Source organism: Marinobacter sp. P4B1, from assembly GCF_001447135.1.
GTDB classification, from domain to species: Bacteria; Pseudomonadota; Gammaproteobacteria; order Pseudomonadales; family Oleiphilaceae; genus Marinobacter; species Marinobacter vinifirmus.
This window is the reverse complement of the sequence record NZ_LLXM01000006.1, coordinates 87797-103803: the sequence shown is the minus strand read 5'-3', so window position 1 is coordinate 103803 and position 16007 is coordinate 87797. Positions and strand designations below refer to the sequence as shown.

The 16007-nt window shown below is 57.8% G+C and carries 15 protein-coding genes and 1 tRNA gene; 3 read left to right on the top strand and 13 right to left on the bottom strand.

What is annotated here, in order from left to right; genetic code table 11:
- Nucleotides 1–33: 33 nt before the first annotated feature.
- Nucleotides 34–813 carry a serine O-acetyltransferase gene (cysE, locus tag AQ621_RS04935; RefSeq protein WP_058340527.1) on the bottom strand — a complete coding sequence of 260 codons (780 nt, stop codon included), beginning with the start codon at nucleotides 811–813 and terminating at the stop codon, nucleotides 34–36.
- Between the two features lie 4 nt (nucleotides 814–817).
- Nucleotides 818–1678: a tRNA (cytosine(32)/uridine(32)-2'-O)-methyltransferase TrmJ gene (gene trmJ / locus AQ621_RS04930; RefSeq protein WP_082640902.1), complete on the bottom strand. Its 861-nt coding sequence runs from the start codon at nucleotides 1676–1678 to the stop codon at nucleotides 818–820.
- Nucleotides 1679–1882: 204 nt separating this feature from the next.
- Here trmJ and AQ621_RS04925 point away from each other — a divergent pair, with 204 nt between their 5' ends.
- Nucleotides 1883–2683, top strand: coding sequence for an inositol monophosphatase family protein (locus tag AQ621_RS04925; protein ID WP_036219547.1), 801 nt, complete (start codon nucleotides 1883–1885; stop codon nucleotides 2681–2683).
- Nucleotides 2684–2766: 83 nt separating this feature from the next.
- On the opposite strand, the gene secF is transcribed toward AQ621_RS04925, so the two are convergent.
- The 7 genes from secF to AQ621_RS04890 form a co-directional block, all read right to left on the bottom strand.
- Entirely contained in the window at nucleotides 2767–3720 is a 954-nt protein-coding gene (gene secF / locus AQ621_RS04920) for a protein translocase subunit SecF (protein ID WP_058340526.1), read from the bottom strand.
- Nucleotides 3713–5587 (bottom strand): protein translocase subunit SecD, encoded by a 1875-nt coding sequence (gene secD / locus AQ621_RS04915; protein ID WP_058340525.1) that lies wholly within the window; start codon nucleotides 5585–5587, stop codon nucleotides 3713–3715. The genes secF and secD overlap by 8 nt, the downstream gene beginning before the upstream one ends.
- An 89-nt stretch (nucleotides 5588–5676) precedes the next feature.
- The gene (yajC, locus tag AQ621_RS04910; protein WP_227498326.1) at nucleotides 5677–5982 is read right to left on the bottom strand and encodes a preprotein translocase subunit YajC; all 306 of its coding nucleotides are present in this window, start codon (nucleotides 5980–5982) and stop codon (nucleotides 5677–5679) included.
- A 99-nt stretch (nucleotides 5983–6081) separates the two neighbouring features.
- The gene (gene tgt / locus AQ621_RS04905; RefSeq protein WP_036219564.1) at nucleotides 6082–7203 is read right to left on the bottom strand and encodes a tRNA guanosine(34) transglycosylase Tgt; all 1122 of its coding nucleotides are present in this window, start codon (nucleotides 7201–7203) and stop codon (nucleotides 6082–6084) included.
- A gap of 14 nt (nucleotides 7204–7217) precedes the next feature.
- Entirely contained in the window at nucleotides 7218–8318 is a 1101-nt protein-coding gene (gene queA, locus AQ621_RS04900; protein ID WP_058340524.1) for a tRNA preQ1(34) S-adenosylmethionine ribosyltransferase-isomerase QueA, read from the bottom strand.
- A 41-nt stretch (nucleotides 8319–8359) separates the two neighbouring features.
- Nucleotides 8360–8446, bottom strand: a tRNA-Leu gene (locus tag AQ621_RS04895).
- 48 nt (nucleotides 8447–8494) lie between these two features.
- The gene (locus AQ621_RS04890; protein ID WP_058340523.1) at nucleotides 8495–9076 is read right to left on the bottom strand and encodes a nitroreductase family protein; all 582 of its coding nucleotides are present in this window, start codon (nucleotides 9074–9076) and stop codon (nucleotides 8495–8497) included.
- Between the two features lie 153 nt (nucleotides 9077–9229).
- On the opposite strand from AQ621_RS04890, the gene AQ621_RS04885 reads away from it, so the two are divergent.
- Complete coding sequence (locus AQ621_RS04885) at nucleotides 9230–10672, top strand: adenylate/guanylate cyclase domain-containing protein (RefSeq protein WP_058340522.1); 1443 nt, start codon at nucleotides 9230–9232, stop codon at nucleotides 10670–10672.
- Nucleotides 10673–10681: 9 nt separating this feature from the next.
- Here the strand turns inward: AQ621_RS04885 and queF are convergent, their stop codons facing one another.
- Genes queF through AQ621_RS04870 form a run of 3 tightly spaced genes read right to left on the bottom strand, consistent with a single transcriptional unit; the run spans nucleotide 10682 to nucleotide 13239 of the window.
- Nucleotides 10682–11500, bottom strand: a complete 819-nt coding sequence (queF, locus tag AQ621_RS04880) for an NADPH-dependent 7-cyano-7-deazaguanine reductase QueF (protein WP_022989191.1) — start codon at nucleotides 11498–11500, stop codon at nucleotides 10682–10684.
- An 18-nt stretch (nucleotides 11501–11518) separates the two neighbouring features.
- Nucleotides 11519–12292 carry an ABC transporter permease gene (locus AQ621_RS04875; protein WP_022989190.1) on the bottom strand — a complete coding sequence of 258 codons (774 nt, stop codon included), beginning with the start codon at nucleotides 12290–12292 and terminating at the stop codon, nucleotides 11519–11521.
- Nucleotides 12289–13239: an ABC transporter ATP-binding protein gene (locus AQ621_RS04870; RefSeq protein WP_058340521.1), complete on the bottom strand. Its 951-nt coding sequence runs from the start codon at nucleotides 13237–13239 to the stop codon at nucleotides 12289–12291. Before AQ621_RS04870 ends, AQ621_RS04875 begins: the two co-directional genes overlap by 4 nt.
- A 250-nt stretch (nucleotides 13240–13489) precedes the next feature.
- Between AQ621_RS04870 and AQ621_RS04865 the strand changes: the two genes are divergently transcribed.
- Nucleotides 13490–14608, top strand: coding sequence for a hypothetical protein (locus AQ621_RS04865; protein ID WP_058340520.1), 1119 nt, complete (start codon nucleotides 13490–13492; stop codon nucleotides 14606–14608).
- On the opposite strand, the gene AQ621_RS04860 is transcribed toward AQ621_RS04865, so the two are convergent.
- On the bottom strand, nucleotides 14598–15905 hold the full coding sequence (locus tag AQ621_RS04860) for a cyclic di-GMP phosphodiesterase (RefSeq protein WP_058340519.1): 1308 nt from the start codon (nucleotides 15903–15905) through the stop codon (nucleotides 14598–14600). The genes AQ621_RS04865 and AQ621_RS04860 overlap by 11 nt on opposite strands.
- Nucleotides 15906–16007 lie beyond the last annotated feature (102 nt).

The following is a 16007-nucleotide window of genomic DNA, read 5'->3' as shown; positions in this document are numbered from 1 at the left end:
AGTATGAATTGACCAACTAAAACAGTCAAGTATTCAGCCTTTTCCGTCGGTGTCGGTTTCATCCCGCACGCAGTCAAAATCTTCCTCGTGCAAAGGTGGCAACTCGCCGTTCTGGTATTCGCTGTTCACCTTGCGAATGGCCTTGCACATGTTTTCGATGCGATCGTCCACCGCGTGCATGTGATCCAGCAGCGAACGCATGGCCCTGGCCACAGGATCCGGCATTTCTTCGGTAACCCCGTAGGCATCGAAGCCCATCCGCTCTTCCATCTGCTTGCGACGGACATCATCTTCGCCCTGACGCTTCACAATCACCCGGCCAGGAATGCCAACGACGGTCGCGCCCGCAGGCACCGCCTTGGTCACCACGGAATTGGACCCCACCTTAGCGCCCTCTCCCACTTCAAACGGCCCCAGGATCTTGGCACCGGCACCAACTACCACACCATTTCCGATGGTGGGATGGCGCTTGCCTTTATTCCAGCTGGTACCGCCCAGCGTAACCCCCTGATACAAGGTGACGTCGTCACCGATAACAGTGGTTTCGCCGATAACCACGCCCATACCATGATCAATAAAGAATCGCCGGCCAATGGTTGCGCCCGGATGAATCTCGATACCGGTAAACCAGCGGGCCAGGGTAGACAGGGTTCGGGCCAGCCACTTCAGCCCCAGGTTCCAGAGCCAGTGAGCCAGCCGGTGGAGCAACAAGGCATGCAACCCGGGATAGTTGGTAAGCACCTCGAAGGTGTTCCGTGCCGCCGGATCCCGATGGAATACGCTGTTGATGTCTTCCCTTAAACGCTCGAACATGACTTTATTCCCGCCCTTCGTCTGCGGAGGATTCCGCCGTCGGTTTATGCTTCATACCACCTTGTTGGGTTCCGGCGGCCTTCTGGACTGCAGAGAGTACGCCTCTCAGGATGTTTATTTCCATTTCATCCATCCGTGCCCGCTGGAACAGGCGCCTTAACCTGCTCATTAACTGACGCGGATTGTCACGGCGATGGAAATTCACATCCACCAGCACCTGCTCCAGGTGGCCAAAGAACCCTTCCACATCATTCACTGTTGCCGGCGGCACATCCCAGCCGTTATCACCCGGCGCCACCATAGCCTCAAGGTAGGGGCTCGACTCGCCCTCTTCAAGGCCGCGCAGGTACTGCATGCGCAGTTCATAGCAGATCACCTGAACCGCCATGGCCAGGTTCAGCGAACTGTAATCAGGGTTCGAGGGAATATGGATATGATAGTGGCAACGCTGAAGTTCGTCGTTCGACAGCCCGTGATTCTCCCTGCCAAATACCAGGGCCACCCGCCCCTTCGCACTGTGTTCTGATGCCATGGCTGCCGCCTGCGGCGGCGCCATCACCGGCCAGGGTACCTTGCGGCCGCGGGCGCTGGTGCCCATCACCAGGATGCAGTCCGCCAGGGCTTCATCCAGCGAAGAAACCACCCGGGCCCGGTCAAGCACATCCGAAGCACCGGCCGAACGAGCGTAGGAGGCTTCATCGGGGAAAGACGAAGGATTCACCAACCAGAGATTCCCCAGCCCCATATTCTTCATCGCCCGGGCAACCGCACCGATATTTCCGGAGTGGGAGGTTTCAACCAGAACAATCCGGACCTGATCGTTGAAAGTGTCGCTTCCTTCCTGCGGCATTGCGTGCTTGTGCATGTTCGTGGTGCCTGTGACTGGTCGTACATTCGCGGAAAAGAACCGCATGATAGCAGAAACCCGACCGTTTCCGCTCTCCGGAAATCCCGCAACTTCGCCCGAACCCCATGGTATCCGTGGATTTCCTGAGCCAAAAAACGTACAAGCGAAGGGAGTTTTTGCTATGATAGCCGGCCTTAACACACCCGGATAATGAACACTCAGATGCAACCAGCAATCAAAATGGCCCTGCGCGTTGCCCGCCAGGGATCCGACTACCTGAAAGCCCACTTCGAGCGCCAGGAACCTAACGGTAAAGATGAGTCTGACCGCCTGCGCCAGCTGGAACGGGTTGAGCAGTCCATTTACGACAACTTTGCCGAACAGCTTGAAAAGGCCTACAAAGACCACACCATCGCTCCGATGGGCGAGGCTGATGCCAACGGTAGCGATAAAAGCTGGCACATTTTCCCGGTTCTGGGGCGTGAGAACTTTGTACGGGGCATTCCCGAGTTCGCCCTGGCCCTGTCCCAGAAAAAGAACAACCGCACCGAGAACCTGCTACTGGTTAACCCGGTGACCGGCGAGGAATACTCCGCCAGCCGCGGCCATGGTGCCGCCCTGAACAGCCGCCGCGTGCGGGCTTCCGATGTAAAACTGCCAGCCAAGGCTGCAATCTCCACCAACCTCCTGGACCAGACTCGTCAGGGCGATGATCCGATGGTATGGGGCGAAATGGCCGCGACACTGGCCAGCGAAACCGCCATGTTCCGCACCTCCGGCTGCGTGGTCCTGGATATTGCCCGGGTTTCCGCCGGCCTGCTGGATGCAGCCGTTATCTTCCGCCCTGCCGCAGCTGACCTCGACCTCGGGGTTACCCTGGCTATGGAATCCGGCGCACTGACCGGCGACTTTTCCGGTAATCCCTCGGCTGGCAACGCCCGTCAGCTGATTGTGGCGAACCCGAAACTGTTCCGTGAAGTCCTGAAAGTACTGCACCCCTTCCGGGGTCGCCTGCCACGGTAAATTTACCGGCCACAAAAAAACCGCCATCCTTTCGGGTTGGCGGTTTTTTTTATGCCGGGCCACAAGGGCCCGGCAGGCATGCATTACATGCGATTCAACCACTCGGGCGGCTGCTCTTCCTCCGCCTCGTCTCCGGCACCTTCCTTTGCAGGCACCATCAGGTCTTCGCGGGTTACACCCATCACCATCAGCATGTTCGCAGACACATAGATGGAGGAATAGGTACCCACAACCACACCGATCATCAGAGCCAGGGCGAAGTTGTTGATCGCCTCACCACCGAGGAAATAGAGCGCAATCAGCACCACCAGCGTCGTGCCGGAGGTGTTAATCGTACGAGTGATGGTCTCGTGGATGGACTGGTTGATGATATCCCACGGCTCCCCTACCCGCATTTTCCGGAAATTCTCCCGGATACGGTCCGCCACGACGATGGTGTCGTTCAGGGAGTAACCGATAATGGCCAGCAAGGCTGCCAGAACGGTCAGGTCAAAGGTCCACTGGAACAGGGCAAACACACCCAGCACAATCAACACATCGTGGGCCAGCGGAATCACCGAGGCGATACCGAACTTGAACTGGAAACGCATACCGACGTAGATCAGTACTACGGCCAGCGCAATCAGCAGCCCCAAACCGCTATCCTCTTTCAGCTCGTCACCCACCTGGGAGCCGACAAACTCGGAACTCACCAGCTCCAGCTCGGCACCCGTGCGTGACAGCACCTCGGTCACCTCGCTCGCCAGCTCATCGTTACCTGCTTCCGCCATGCGGATCAGCACGATGGTGTCGGCTCCGAAGTTCTGAACCGAGAACTGCTCGTAGCCGGCTTCCGTCAGCTGGGTACGGATTTCATCAAGGCTTGGAGCCTCGGCATATTCGAATTCGACGGAGGTGCCGCCGGTAAAGTCCATGCCGAGATTGAGGCCGCGAATGCCCAGCAACGCAATAGACGCAATTACCAGAGCGATAGAGAGCACCGAAGCAATCTTTCGGAAGCCCATGAAGTCAAACGGTTGCTTTTCGGTATCAGCCATTGGCCAGCTTCCCTCCGATCGAAAGTTTCTCGACCCTGCGGCCGCCATACACCAGGTTCACCATGCTGCGCCCGACCATCAGGCCGGTAAACATGGAGGTCAGGATACCGATACACAGGGTAACGGCGAAGCCCTTGACCGGGCCGGAGCCCATGGCGAACAGAATCACCGCCACCAGCAGCGTGGTGATGTTGGCATCGAAAATGGATACGAAGGCGCGACTGTAACCGGAGTTGATCGCGCTTTGCGGCGGCACGCCCGATTTCAGCTCTTCCTTTATGCGCTCAAAGATAAGCACATTGGCATCGACGGCCATACCCACTGTCAGAACGATACCGGCAATACCCGGCAGCGTCAGGGTGGCCGAAAGTATCGACATACACGCCACCAGCAACATCAGGTTGAGGGTCAGCGCCACGTTGGCCATCATGCCGAAGCCACGATAGAAGAACGCCATGTAGATCAGGACCAGGGCAAAACCGATCATTACCGACATCAGGCCGGCATCGATGTTCTTCTGACCCAGGCTTGGCCCGATGGTCCGCTCCTGCACAAAGTACATCGGCGCAGCCAGTGCACCGGCACGCAGCAACAGCGCGAGTTCCGCGGCTTCGGGAATGGAATCCAGGCCGGTGATACGGAAGCTGCTGCCCAGGGCAGACTGCACCGTTGCCAGGCTGATCAAGCCCTTCTCTACTACGCGCTTGTCGGTCTCGACAATCTCGCCATCGACTTCGCGGGTTTCGGTCTCGGTACGGTACTCAATAAACAGCACCGCCATGCGGCGACCGATGTTGTTGCGGGTAGCGCGGTTCATCAGGTCACCACCCACGGAATCCATGGTGATGTTAACCTGCGGCTGGCCGTTCTCGTCGAACGCCTGCTGGGCATTTGCCACGTTGTTACCGGTCGCAATAACGTCCCGCTCCAGGCGAGCTGAGCGATTAGGCTCATCCCGGAAGCTGAACTGCTCGGTTTCGGCAGAAGCGGTGTCCTGGCGGGCTTCCATCCGGAACTCCAGGTTGGCCGTAGCCCCCAGAACCCGCTTGGCCTGCGCCGTATCCTGCACGCCCGGCAGCTCCACAATAATCCGGCTCGCGCCCTGGCGCTGTACCAGCGGCTCGGCAACACCCAGTTCGTTTACCCGGTTACGGATAGTGGTCAGGTTCTGCTCCAGGGCATATTCCTGGATGTTACGAACTTCGGCTTCAGAAAGGGCGAGTGAAATCAGGAATTCACCACCCTCGGTGCTCTCGTCGAGCAGGAATTCGTTGTAGTTGTCACGAATCAGCGTGAATGCTTCCGCGCGGGTCTCCGAATCGCGAAAACTCAGGATGATGTTGCGGTTCTCGCCCACATCACCGCCCCGGTAGCGGATGCGCTCTTCCCGCATATCCCGCTTGATCTGGCCTGACAGGGCCTCAAGGCGCTGGTTAACCGCTGTCTCCATATCCACTTCCAGCAGGAAGTGAACACCGCCACGAAGATCCAGGCCCAGCTTCATGGGGCCGGCGCCCAGACTCTGCAGCCAACCGGGAGTCGACGGAGCCATGTTCAGGGCCACCAGGTATTCCCGACCCAGGGCCGCCTGCACTGCCGGCCTCGCCCGCAACTGGTCATCGGAACTGGTCAGGCGAATCAGGGCGTCCCGCTCTTCGAGGAGGCTGGATTTGACTTCGATACCGCGGCTTTCGAGTTCGCCAAGTGCGCGGTCGAGCACACGCTGGTCTACCTCGGTGCTACCACGGGCGCCGGTGATCTGGATGGCGTAGTCGTCGGGGAAAAAATTGGGTAAGGCGTAAATAAACCCGATGACCAGTGCAAACACGATCACCAGATTTTTCCAGAGAGGATACTTGTTCAGCATGGGATCCCTTTGAGCCGACTGGTCGCCGGTCTTGGTGTGTCAGCCAGTATGAATCAGCCGGCGCCACAGGGCGCCGGCGCCTGACCAGCTCAGATATCCTTCAGCGTACCCTTCGGCAGGGCGGCTGCTACAGCTACTTTCTGAACCTTGATTTCTACGTTATCGGACACTTCCAGAACGATGAAGTCGTCCGCAACCTTGGTAATGCGACCGGCTACGCCGCCGGAAGTAACAACTTCGTCACCCTTGTTCAGGCCGGACATCAGAGCTTTGTGCTCTTTTGCACGCTTGGACTGCGGGCGCCAGATCAGGAAGTAAAAGATCAGGATAAAGCCTGCGAAGAAGATGATCTGACCCATCACGCTCATACCCTGGGCGCCCGGATCCTGAGCCATGGCCAATGCAGGCATCAGAGACAGCAGACCGGCGATGAGCAGTTTGATTGATTTCATTCAGGTTCTCCGTTTATTGACTTGTCTAGGTGTAAAACTTGATCAGGAATCGCCCAGCGGCGGCACACTTTCGCCGCGTAAGGCATAGAATTCGCTTACAAAGTCGGACAATGTACCTGCTTCAATGGCGCCACGCAATCCGCTCATCAGGTTCTGGTAAAAGCGCAGATTGTGGATGGTATTGAGCTGGGAGCCCAGCATTTCACCACACTTGTCCAGATGGTGCAGGTAACTCTTCGAGAAATTCTGGCAGGTGTAACAGTCACACCGTTCATCCAGGGGCCCGGTGTCGTGCCGGTTCCTGGCATTGCGAATCTTCACGATGCCGGTTGAGGTGAACAGGTAACCGTTACGGGCATTCCGGGTGGGCATTACACAGTCGAACATATCGACACCGCGGCGCACGGCCTCAACAATATCTTCCGGGCGACCCACGCCCATCAGGTAGCGGGGCTTGTCTTCCGGCATCTTGGGCGGCAGATGATCCAGAATGCGGATCATGTCTTCCTTCGGCTCCCCTACCGACAGGCCACCAATGGCATAGCCGTCAAACCCGATATTAGTCAACCCTTCCAGCGAGCGGTCCCGCAGGGATTCATACATGCCACCCTGAACGATTCCGAACAGTGCCGCCGGATTACCCTCATGGGCATTCTTGCTTCTTTCTGCCCAGCGCAGGGACAACTCCATGGATTCCTTCGCCTGCTTCTCGGTGGCAGGATACGGCGTACATTCGTCAAAAATCATGACGATATCCGAGCCCAGGTCCCGCTGCACGCCAATGGCAATCTCCGGCGACAACTCCACCTTCGAGCCATCCACCGGTGAACGGAAGGTTACGCCCTGCTCGGTAATCTTGCGCATTTCGCCCAGGCTGAACACCTGGAAACCGCCGGAGTCCGTGAGGATCGGCCCCTGCCACTGGGTGAAGTCGTGCAGGTCACCATGGGCCTTGACCACTTCCGTACCCGGCCGGAGCATCAGGTGGAAAGTGTTGCCCAGAATGATTTCCGCACCGATTTCCTTGATGTCCCGGGGCAGCATGCCCTTGACGGTACCGTAGGTGCCCACCGGCATGAACGCCGGCGTCTCGACCGTTCCCCTGGGGAAGGTCAGGCGGCCACGCCGGGCCTTGCCATCTTCTCCAAGTTTCTCGAAGCTCATGAAACAGGAATTACTCACAGGGATTCTCCACGGGATTCCGGTTGATCAGTATCGGCTTGGCCAGAGGCAGCCTGGCGCCCAAGGCTTGGCTGCTGGCCGGTCAGGAACATGGCATCACCGTAGCTGAAAAACCGGTAACGCTCCTGAACCGCCTCACGATAAGCAGACATAATATGTTCATAGCCGGAAAACGCACTAACCAGCATGATCAGCGTGGACTCCGGCAAATGGAAATTGGTGACCATCGCGTCCACCGTCTGAAAACGATAGCCGGGATAGATAAAGATATTGGTTTCACCCCGAAAGGCCGACAGCACGCCGTTCTGACTGGCGGATTCCAGCGAGCGTACCGAGGTGGTGCCCACCGCCACTACCCGACCGCCCCTGGCGCGGGCCTGATTCACGGCATCTACCGTTTCCTGGGGAACGTGGGCAACCTCACTGTGCATCACGTGGTCTTTGACGTTATCCACCCGAACCGGCTGAAAGGTACCGGCGCCTACGTGCAAGGTGACGTAGGCAAACTCAACGCCCTTTTCTTTCAGTAGCCCCAGCAGGTCATCGTCAAAGTGAAGCCCGGCGGTAGGCGCCGCCACGGCACCCGCCTCCCTGGCGTAGACGGTCTGGTAACGCTCCCGGTCTGACTGATCGTCATCCCGCTCCATATAAGGAGGCAACGGCATGTGGCCAATGCGCTCGAGCACATCAAGAATGGGTTCTTCGCTCTCGCAGACAAAGCGGAACAGCGCATCTTCCCGACCGGTCATAAGCAGGGCCGTGCCATCCTCAAGCAACACCCGCTGCCCCGGCTTGGGAGACTTTGAAGAACGGGTGTGGGCCAGGATTTCGTGTTCACCGACCACTCGCTCAACCAGCACCTCTACCCGGCCACCGGTCTCCTTCTGGCCGAACAGGCGCGCGGGAATAACACGGGTATTATTGAACACCAGAAGGTCGCCAGGCTGAAGCAGGTCAGGCAGGTCAGTAAAACGAAGGTGCCGGGTGTGGCCGGTAGGGCCATCGAGATTCAGTAAACGGGATGCACTGCGTTGTTTGAGCGGGTAACGGGCGATGAGCTCGTCCGGCAGGTCAAAGTGGAAATCAGAGACGTTCATGGGCCGGGCTATTCACGACGCCGCAGGTTGCGGCCAATAAGTGGTAGCGGCGGGCGGACTCGAACCGCCACGGGTTTTACCCCAACGGATTTTGAATCCGTCGTGTCTACCAATTTCACCACGCCGCCATCGGAGAGTGGGAGGATTATACTGACCCTGATTCTGAAAGCAACCGATCATTCATCCCAGGATGCAAGCTGCCCCGGCGCTTGCCAATTTTCAACAAATTCACGGGTTTCCGGCCGTGGCACGGGTGGCTTTTCCTGCACCACAGTACCCGTATACAGAAAGCCGACTATCGATTCGCCTTCCGCCAGCCCAAGGCCACGATGCACCTGGGCATGGTAGGTAACCGGGCCGGTGCGCCACATGCCGCCGTAACCCGCATCGCGCAATGCCAGGCCGATAAATGCCATGCCGGTGGCAGCAGACATCACCTGCTCTACTTCCGGTACCTTGGGATGATGTTGCGGTGAGGCAATCCCGACAATCACCATCGGAGCCCTCAGCGGTGCTTTACGGGATTTTTCGACTTCCTGCTCACTGGCGGTTTCCGGGCAGGCAGAGGCGAACAGCTCGCCAAGGGCCTCCAGCGCCTCACCCTCTATCACCAGGTAGCGCCAGGGCCGCAACAAGGCATGGTCCGGAGCCCTTGCTGCACACTGGAAAGCCTGCTCGAGAACATCCCTGGGCGGAGCCGGGGCCTCCAGGCGGGGCTCGGAGGCACGGTCAAGCAGAAAGCGGGTAACAGAGCTCATAGACACCTGTAAGAATTGTGGCTTATACGTAATACTGCTAACCTTCAGTGTTAGCTCACTTCAAAACTACAAAAAACCGGCAGCACACAATGAGCGACCAAAAGAATTTTAGCAACTCCGTGTCTGAATCTGTGCTTGGGGCCAGGCTCTGAAATGATGAACGCACCGGCAGAATTACGCAACGCTACCGGGTCCGCCGGAAAAGTTGTGCATGGCGACCTCTCCAGCCACGAAACCGTGGCTATTCCGCCTATGCCGGATTACAGCGGCCGGATTCTCGGGTACGGCGTCAACACTGCCATTATTATTACCGGCGTGCTGCAAGGTATCTTCCCGGGCTGGATGCTTTGGCTGGTCGCGGGCACCATGCTCTGGCCCCACGCCGCACACCTGATATCCCGTCGCACCTTTCTGAGACGATCACCCCGCATCCGGCAGAAAATGCTGTTCCTCGACTGCGTGATCGGCGGTGGCTTTATCGGAATGATCGGATTAGTCGCCATTCCTGCGGTATCCACCGTGCTTATGCTGATGTTCAGCTGCCTGATTGTCGGTGGCACACGCCAATGGCTGGTAGGCACCTTGTTGATGGGCGCGGCCACGGCTGTGTCGGTTGCCAGCTTCGGTGTTGCCGAAAGCTTCCAGTCGCCACTGCTGACCAGCCTGGTCTCGGTGTTCGCAACCGGCACCTACATTTGCGTTACCGCGTACTATTCCCACCAGCAAGCCCGTGCCCTGCTCCTGGCCAAAACCCAGATCCAGAACCAGCGGGAGCAATCCATTGCCCTGTCGCACAAGCTTTCCAAATACCTGTCGCCCCAGGTCTGGCAATCCATCTTTACCGGCGAGCGGGATGTCCGGCTTGAAACCCAGCGCAAAAAACTCGCTATTTTCTTCTCGGACATCAAGGGCTTTACCGAACTCTCGGAAGAAATGGAGCCGGAAGCACTGACCGAACTGCTCAACCATTACTTCAACGAAATGTCGGAAGTGGCCCTGAAATACGGCGGCACCATCGACAAGTTCGTTGGCGATTCCATCATGGTCTTTTTCGGCGACCCCACCAGCCGGGGCCAGAGAGAAGATGCCTTTGCCTGCGTATCCATGGCCATCGAGATGCGCAAGCACATGAAGATCATGCGCCAGAAGTGGCGAAGCCAGGGCATCAAGACACCATTACAGATCCGTATGGGCATCAGCACCGGCTACACCACCGTAGGCAACTTCGGCGCCGAAAACCGCATGGATTACACCATCATCGGCAAGGAAGTGAACCTCGCCAGCCGCCTGGAGTCCCTGGCGGATTCCGGCGAAATCCTGATTTCCTACGAAACCTTCTCGCTGGTGAAAGATCGCATCATGTGCCGCGACAAGGGCGAGATCACGGTAAAAGGCTTTGCCAAGCCGGTGCCGATCTATGAAGTGGTGGACTTCCGCCGGGACATGGGCCCGCACCGCAGCTTCATGGAACACGAGCACAGCGGATTTGCCATGTATATGGATTCGGAAAAGATTACCGAGAGAGAGCGCAAGGCCATACTGGCCGCCCTCGAAGACGCCGCCGACCGGCTGCGCATCGAGGAAGACAGCGAATAACCCCCGCCTTTACTGCCGTACCAGCCGCGGCCCCGGACCCTGCTCAGGGCTGGTGCTGCGCCACGGATTGATATCCAGCCCACCCCTGCGGGTATAGCGTGCACACACCGTCAGGTGTTCCGGTTTGCAGCGGGCCATCAGGTCTGTAAACACCGTTTCCACGCAGTGCTCGTGAAAGTCCTGCTTCTGGCGAAAGCTGACGATGTAGCGCAACAGGCCGGATCGATCTATCTTCTTGCCCTGATAGCGGATCAGCACCGTTGCCCAGTCCGGCTGGCCGGTGACCGGGCAGTTGCTTTTCAGCAGGTGCGAACACAGCTGCTCGCTGACCTGCTCACCGGACACCGCCAGGGACTCCGCCGAGTACTCGTACACCACATCATCTACCGGCTCGTCATCAATCAGCTCATAACCTTCCGGGCGCCCGATAGCCGGTGCCGACTCATCCACACTGAGCAGACGCACATCCACAGACGCTCCACAGGCACTGGACAGGTCAGCGGTAATGGTTTCCGCCACCTGTTCGACGGTGGAGAACACGGCCTGGTTGAGGGAATTCAGGTACAGCTTGAGCGACTTGCTTTCGATGATGGACGGTGACGCGGCAGGAAAGCGGATCTCCGCCCAGGCGACCGCCGGCACGCCACCAGGCCGAAGCCAGGAGATTTCCCAGGCTTGCCAGAGATCTTCCCCGAACCAGGGCCAGCGACCGTCTTCCAGGCCGATGCGACGCCGATTCTCTTCCCGTGCGACCGGAAACAGTAGCGAAGGATCGTACTGATCCGGGTATTCGCTGGATTTACCCAGCGGAGCGTTATGCAATGCCATGTCGTAAAGATTCCCCGATCAGTGACGGATGCCTTTGCCCCGGGCCAGCATGCGCAGTGCAACGGCAGCCAACAGGACAATAAAGACGACAATCATACCAAGGGAGATGAACGGATTAACGTCCGAAACACCCAGTATGCCGTAGCGGAACCCGTTCACCATGTACAGGATCGGGTTGATCATCGACGCCCCCTGCCAGAACGCCGGCAGCAGGTCGATGCTGTAGAAAACACCACCGAGATAGGTCAGCGGCGTGAGCACGAACGTCGGCACAATGGAGATGTCATCAAACTTGGTGGCCAGCATGGCATTGATAAAGCCACCAAGGGAGAACAGTGCCGAGGTCAGGAACACCGTAATCACCACCATGGGCAGGTTGTGGATAGACAGCTGGGTAAACGCCAGGGACAAGAGGGTAACAATCAGTCCGATGCTCAGGCCCCGGGCCATACCACCCGCCACATAACCTGCCAGAATCGTCCAGTTGGGTACCGGCGACACCAGCAACTCCTCGATGCTGCGCTGGAATTTCATCGAAAAGAACGACGACACCACGTTAGCGTAGGAGTTGGTGATCACCGCCATCATGATCAGACCGGGCACGATAAACTGCATATAGTCGTAGCCGCCCATGTCGCCGATCCGGGAACCAATCAGGTTACCGAAGATGATGAAGTACAGGGTCATAGTGACCGCCGGCGGCAACAGCGTCTGCGGCCAGATACGGGTGAAGCGGCGGATTTCCCGCAGGACAATGGTCTGGAACGCGATCCAGAGGGCCTGAATGGTCATGCTTTCACCCCCGCGCCGTTTTCGGCTGCCCGGGCATTGTCTTCGACCATTCGCACAAACAGCTCCTCCAGCCGGTTGGCCTTGGTACGCATACTCACCACTTTGATTCCTTGACGTTCCAGTTCGACAAACAGGGAGTTCAGGCTCTGACCTTTCTCCACATCGACTTCCAGGGCGCCGTCTTCGTTAACACTGCTACGGAAGCCGTCCAGTTCCGGCGCGGAATCCATCAATTGTTCCGTATCCAGAACGAAGGTTTCCACGTTCAGCTGCTGCAGCAGTTCCCGCTTGCTGGTGTGCCGGATAATCTCGCCGTGGTCGATAATGGCGATGTTACGGCACAGGGCTTCCGCCTCTTCGAGGTAATGGGTGGTCAGGATAATGGTGGTGCCCTGGCGGTTCATCTCTTCCAGGAACTGCCACATAGAGCGCCGTAATTCGATGTCGACACCGGCGGTCGGCTCGTCAAGAATCAGCAACCTGGGTTCATGCACCAGCGCCCGGGCAATCATCAGGCGCCGCTTCATACCGCCGGACAGCATGCGGGACGGGGTGTCACGCTTGTCCCACAAACCAAGCTTGCGCAGGTATTTTTCGGCAGAAGCCCTGGCCTGCTTCAGGGGAATGCCGTAATACCCGGCCTGGGTAGTGACGATATCAATGACTTTCTCGAACTGGTTGAAGTTGAACTCCTGTGGCACCACACCAAGGTTCAGCTTGGCGCCCGAGAGATCCGTATCGATATCGTGGCCAAACACCCTCACCTTGCCGCCACTCTTGTTCACCAGGGACGACACTATGCCCAGGGTCGTGGATTTGCCGGCACCATTGGGGCCCAGCAGGGCGAAAAAGTCCCCTTCCCTGACTTTCAGATCGATTCCCTTGAGGGCCCGGAAGCCATCGCCATAGCTTTTCTCCAGCCCTTCGATTTCGAGTGCAAAGGTCATAAACCGTACCGTTTCCGAAATTTGCCTGGCAAGCCAGGCTAAAAAGTAGAGAGCTATTGAATTGTGGCAAAAGGCGGTATTTCAAGGCCGGGGATTACAACCCGGGCAGCAGGCCAAACCCCCAAACTGCGACAGGATTCCCGATATACTCCAGGCACCGTCCCTATAATGCCGTTACAACAACTTACAAGACACCTGTCACCAGGCATCGGGTGCATCAGGTCAACGCGAAGGGATTGTACGACATACCATGAAACTCGTTCACCTTACCCGCCTGTTTCTTCCACTTTCCGCTGCCGTGGTTTGCACCGGCTGCCTGGACAGCGGCGGCTCCGGCTCTGACGACACCCGCATCGGGCGAATCAATTACCAGGGCCTCAGCGGACTGACCTACACCACCAACAGCCAGAGCGGTGAAACCAACGAAGCCGGCGAGTTCCGCTACTATCCCGGTGAAACCCTGTCACTGAAAGTGGGCAAGTTACCGGTCATCGATAACGTTCCGGCACAGGATTTTGTCAGCTTCCTGGATTTTCAGCCGGAACTGCGGGAAGCCTTGAAAACCGCCAGCGTGAACGATCGGGGCCTGAAAGATCACCGGCCGGTGGAAGTCAGATTGCTCCCGAACAACACCGAGTTGCAAAACCGCACACGGTTCCTGCTGGCACTGGACTGGTCCGGCAACGTGAGCGAAGGCGAAGGCATCGACATTCGCCCGAGAGTGATCGAGCAGCTGAATGCAGCGATTAACGATCCGGATATCCCCGACACCCTCGATTTCACTGTGAGCGCCCAGGATTTTTCCGCGGCAGATTCGCCAGCGAACCGCATTCTGCAAAGTATCTGCTTCTACCCTGAGGATGACCGCCTCTGTGGCGCGCCGCCAAGCCCGCAAGAGATTGAGGCGGCACAGTCCCGCCCTGAAAACGACGAGGACCTGGATCCGAACACCCCTTATAAAGAAGACCTGCAATCCCTGGCCGATCGCATCCGCGAGGCGGTCAGAACCCTGGAAGATGTCGACAGTGAGCAGGCTGAAAACTACCTTGAGCGGGAGCTGGCGAGCATTTCCAACCATTATGGCCGCCGTTACTACCTGGAAGACTACCTTGCCAGCCATCCTGCCAGCGACACCGGCATCAAAACCATCGGAATCCGAAAAATCGGTGGCGAGGCGGCATTAGCCGAAATCGAGGCAGTCAGCACCCGTCCGAACGAGATCGCGGTGCACTCCTGGAGCTGGCAGACGGCGGAGGTGGAGTACTACGTGGCAGGCGATACCGGCGGTGAATCCGACATCCTGATCAACTTCAGGCCCGAAGACACCTACCGGTGGATTGACAAAGAAATCCGGGTAATTATCGACTGAGCAGCTTGCCCAGCGACCAGCGGGACTCGGCTCCGGTCACATCATAGCCGGCCGGGTCCAGCCCTTCCGTACCATGGGGCAGACACTCCCTGACAGAAAGCATTGCCTCTCCGGATTTCGATTCGTTATAGCTGGCCAGGTCGATAATCTTTGCCGTTTTACGGGACTGGCGACCGGCATCCTGCATCACCATGACACTGGGCCACAGCCGCCGTTCCGGCGAATGGGAAATCACAATGCCCCGCTGCCCGTCTGACAACTCCACCAGGCTGCCGGTGGGGTAAACCCCGATTGCCTTGATAAAGGCCTCGACCAGGTCATCCTGAAACTCGATGTTACGCATTTCGTAAAGCATCGACACCGCTTTCGCCGGCGTCAGTGAATCGCGGGTTTCGCGGGGCGTGATCAGCGATTCGAAAAACTCGGCAATACCGGCCACCTTGGCCAGCAACGGAATTCTGTCGCCTTTAAGCCCTTGAGGGAAACCGGAACCGTTATGGCGCTCTCGATGGTTCTGAACCACTGTCATCACTGCCCGGGACAGCCCCGAGTTTTGCAAAAGCGCCACACCTCGCTCGATATAACCGCGATAGTGTGCGTACTCTTCCGCAGAAAGCTGTTGTTCACGCTCTACCAGATCTTTTGGCAGCGCAGTCTTACCTACCTGGGACAACAGGCAGCCCATCGCCAGGTGGTTGAGCAAACCTTCATTCAAGCCCAGTTGACGACCACAAACCAACGCCCAAACCGCTGTATTCAGGGCGTGCTGGTAAAGAAAATCATCATAGTGGCGGGTGCGGCTGAGCCACAGCAAAGCACTGGGCTGACGCACGACACTGGCGACCATCTTGCGGGTAAGATCGGCTACCGGCCGCAAATCAGGGGCCTTGGCGGAGCGAATAGCATTAAAAACCTTCTGAAGAGCCGCCTCGCCATCGTCGAGAAGTTCCCGCGAAGCCTTTATTTCTTTACGCAGAGGTACCGTAACCTGGTGGCTGACCGGTTCGCGGATACTCAGTGGCGGCAGTTTCAGCTCGTTCCGGCCATTACCCCGCCCGGAAGCCCGCTGGCTGAACAGACGGACATTGCCCTCTTCCTGGTCAACCTTCTGCCGCGCTTCGGCAACATCTACCTTGACCCACTTGCAATGGGAATGCAGGGCCCGGATATCACTCGGGGAACGAATGTAGAACCCCTGAATGGGGAATGGCGTCTGGTGCCATGGACGATCGAGATCCGACACAAACATGCCGATCTCGAGGTCATGCACCATTATTTTTCTCTGACTTACGCCCACCACGCACCTCGGTTCAAGCTTTTGACACTATTTTACAGTTTGGCACTTGCACAAAAAAACGCCGCTTTAATTTAGTAGCCAACCGTCACTGTACATCGCCCC

Coding starts and splice junctions, on each gene's coding strand:
- cysE (WP_058340527.1), bottom strand. CDS start 813: ATGTTCGAGCGTTTAAGGGAAGACATCAACAGCGTATTCCATCGGGAT.
- trmJ (WP_082640902.1), bottom strand. CDS start 1,678: ATGCACAAGCACGCAATGCCGCAGGAAGGAAGCGACACTTTCAACGAT.
- AQ621_RS04925 (WP_036219547.1), top strand. CDS start 1,883: ATGCAACCAGCAATCAAAATGGCCCTGCGCGTTGCCCGCCAGGGATCC.
- secF (WP_058340526.1), bottom strand. CDS start 3,720: ATGGCTGATACCGAAAAGCAACCGTTTGACTTCATGGGCTTCCGAAAG.
- secD (WP_058340525.1), bottom strand. CDS start 5,587: ATGCTGAACAAGTATCCTCTCTGGAAAAATCTGGTGATCGTGTTTGCA.
- yajC (WP_227498326.1), bottom strand. CDS start 5,982: ATGGCTCAGGATCCGGGCGCCCAGGGTATGAGCGTGATGGGTCAGATC.
- tgt (WP_036219564.1), bottom strand. CDS start 7,203: ATGAGCTTCGAGAAACTTGGAGAAGATGGCAAGGCCCGGCGTGGCCGC.
- queA (WP_058340524.1), bottom strand. CDS start 8,318: ATGAACGTCTCTGATTTCCACTTTGACCTGCCGGACGAGCTCATCGCC.
- AQ621_RS04890 (WP_058340523.1), bottom strand. CDS start 9,076: ATGAGCTCTGTTACCCGCTTTCTGCTTGACCGTGCCTCCGAGCCCCGC.
- AQ621_RS04885 (WP_058340522.1), top strand. CDS start 9,230: ATGATGAACGCACCGGCAGAATTACGCAACGCTACCGGGTCCGCCGGA.
- queF (WP_022989191.1), bottom strand. CDS start 11,500: ATGGCATTGCATAACGCTCCGCTGGGTAAATCCAGCGAATACCCGGAT.
- AQ621_RS04875 (WP_022989190.1), bottom strand. CDS start 12,292: ATGACCATTCAGGCCCTCTGGATCGCGTTCCAGACCATTGTCCTGCGG.
- AQ621_RS04870 (WP_058340521.1), bottom strand. CDS start 13,239: ATGACCTTTGCACTCGAAATCGAAGGGCTGGAGAAAAGCTATGGCGAT.
- AQ621_RS04865 (WP_058340520.1), top strand. CDS start 13,490: ATGAAACTCGTTCACCTTACCCGCCTGTTTCTTCCACTTTCCGCTGCC.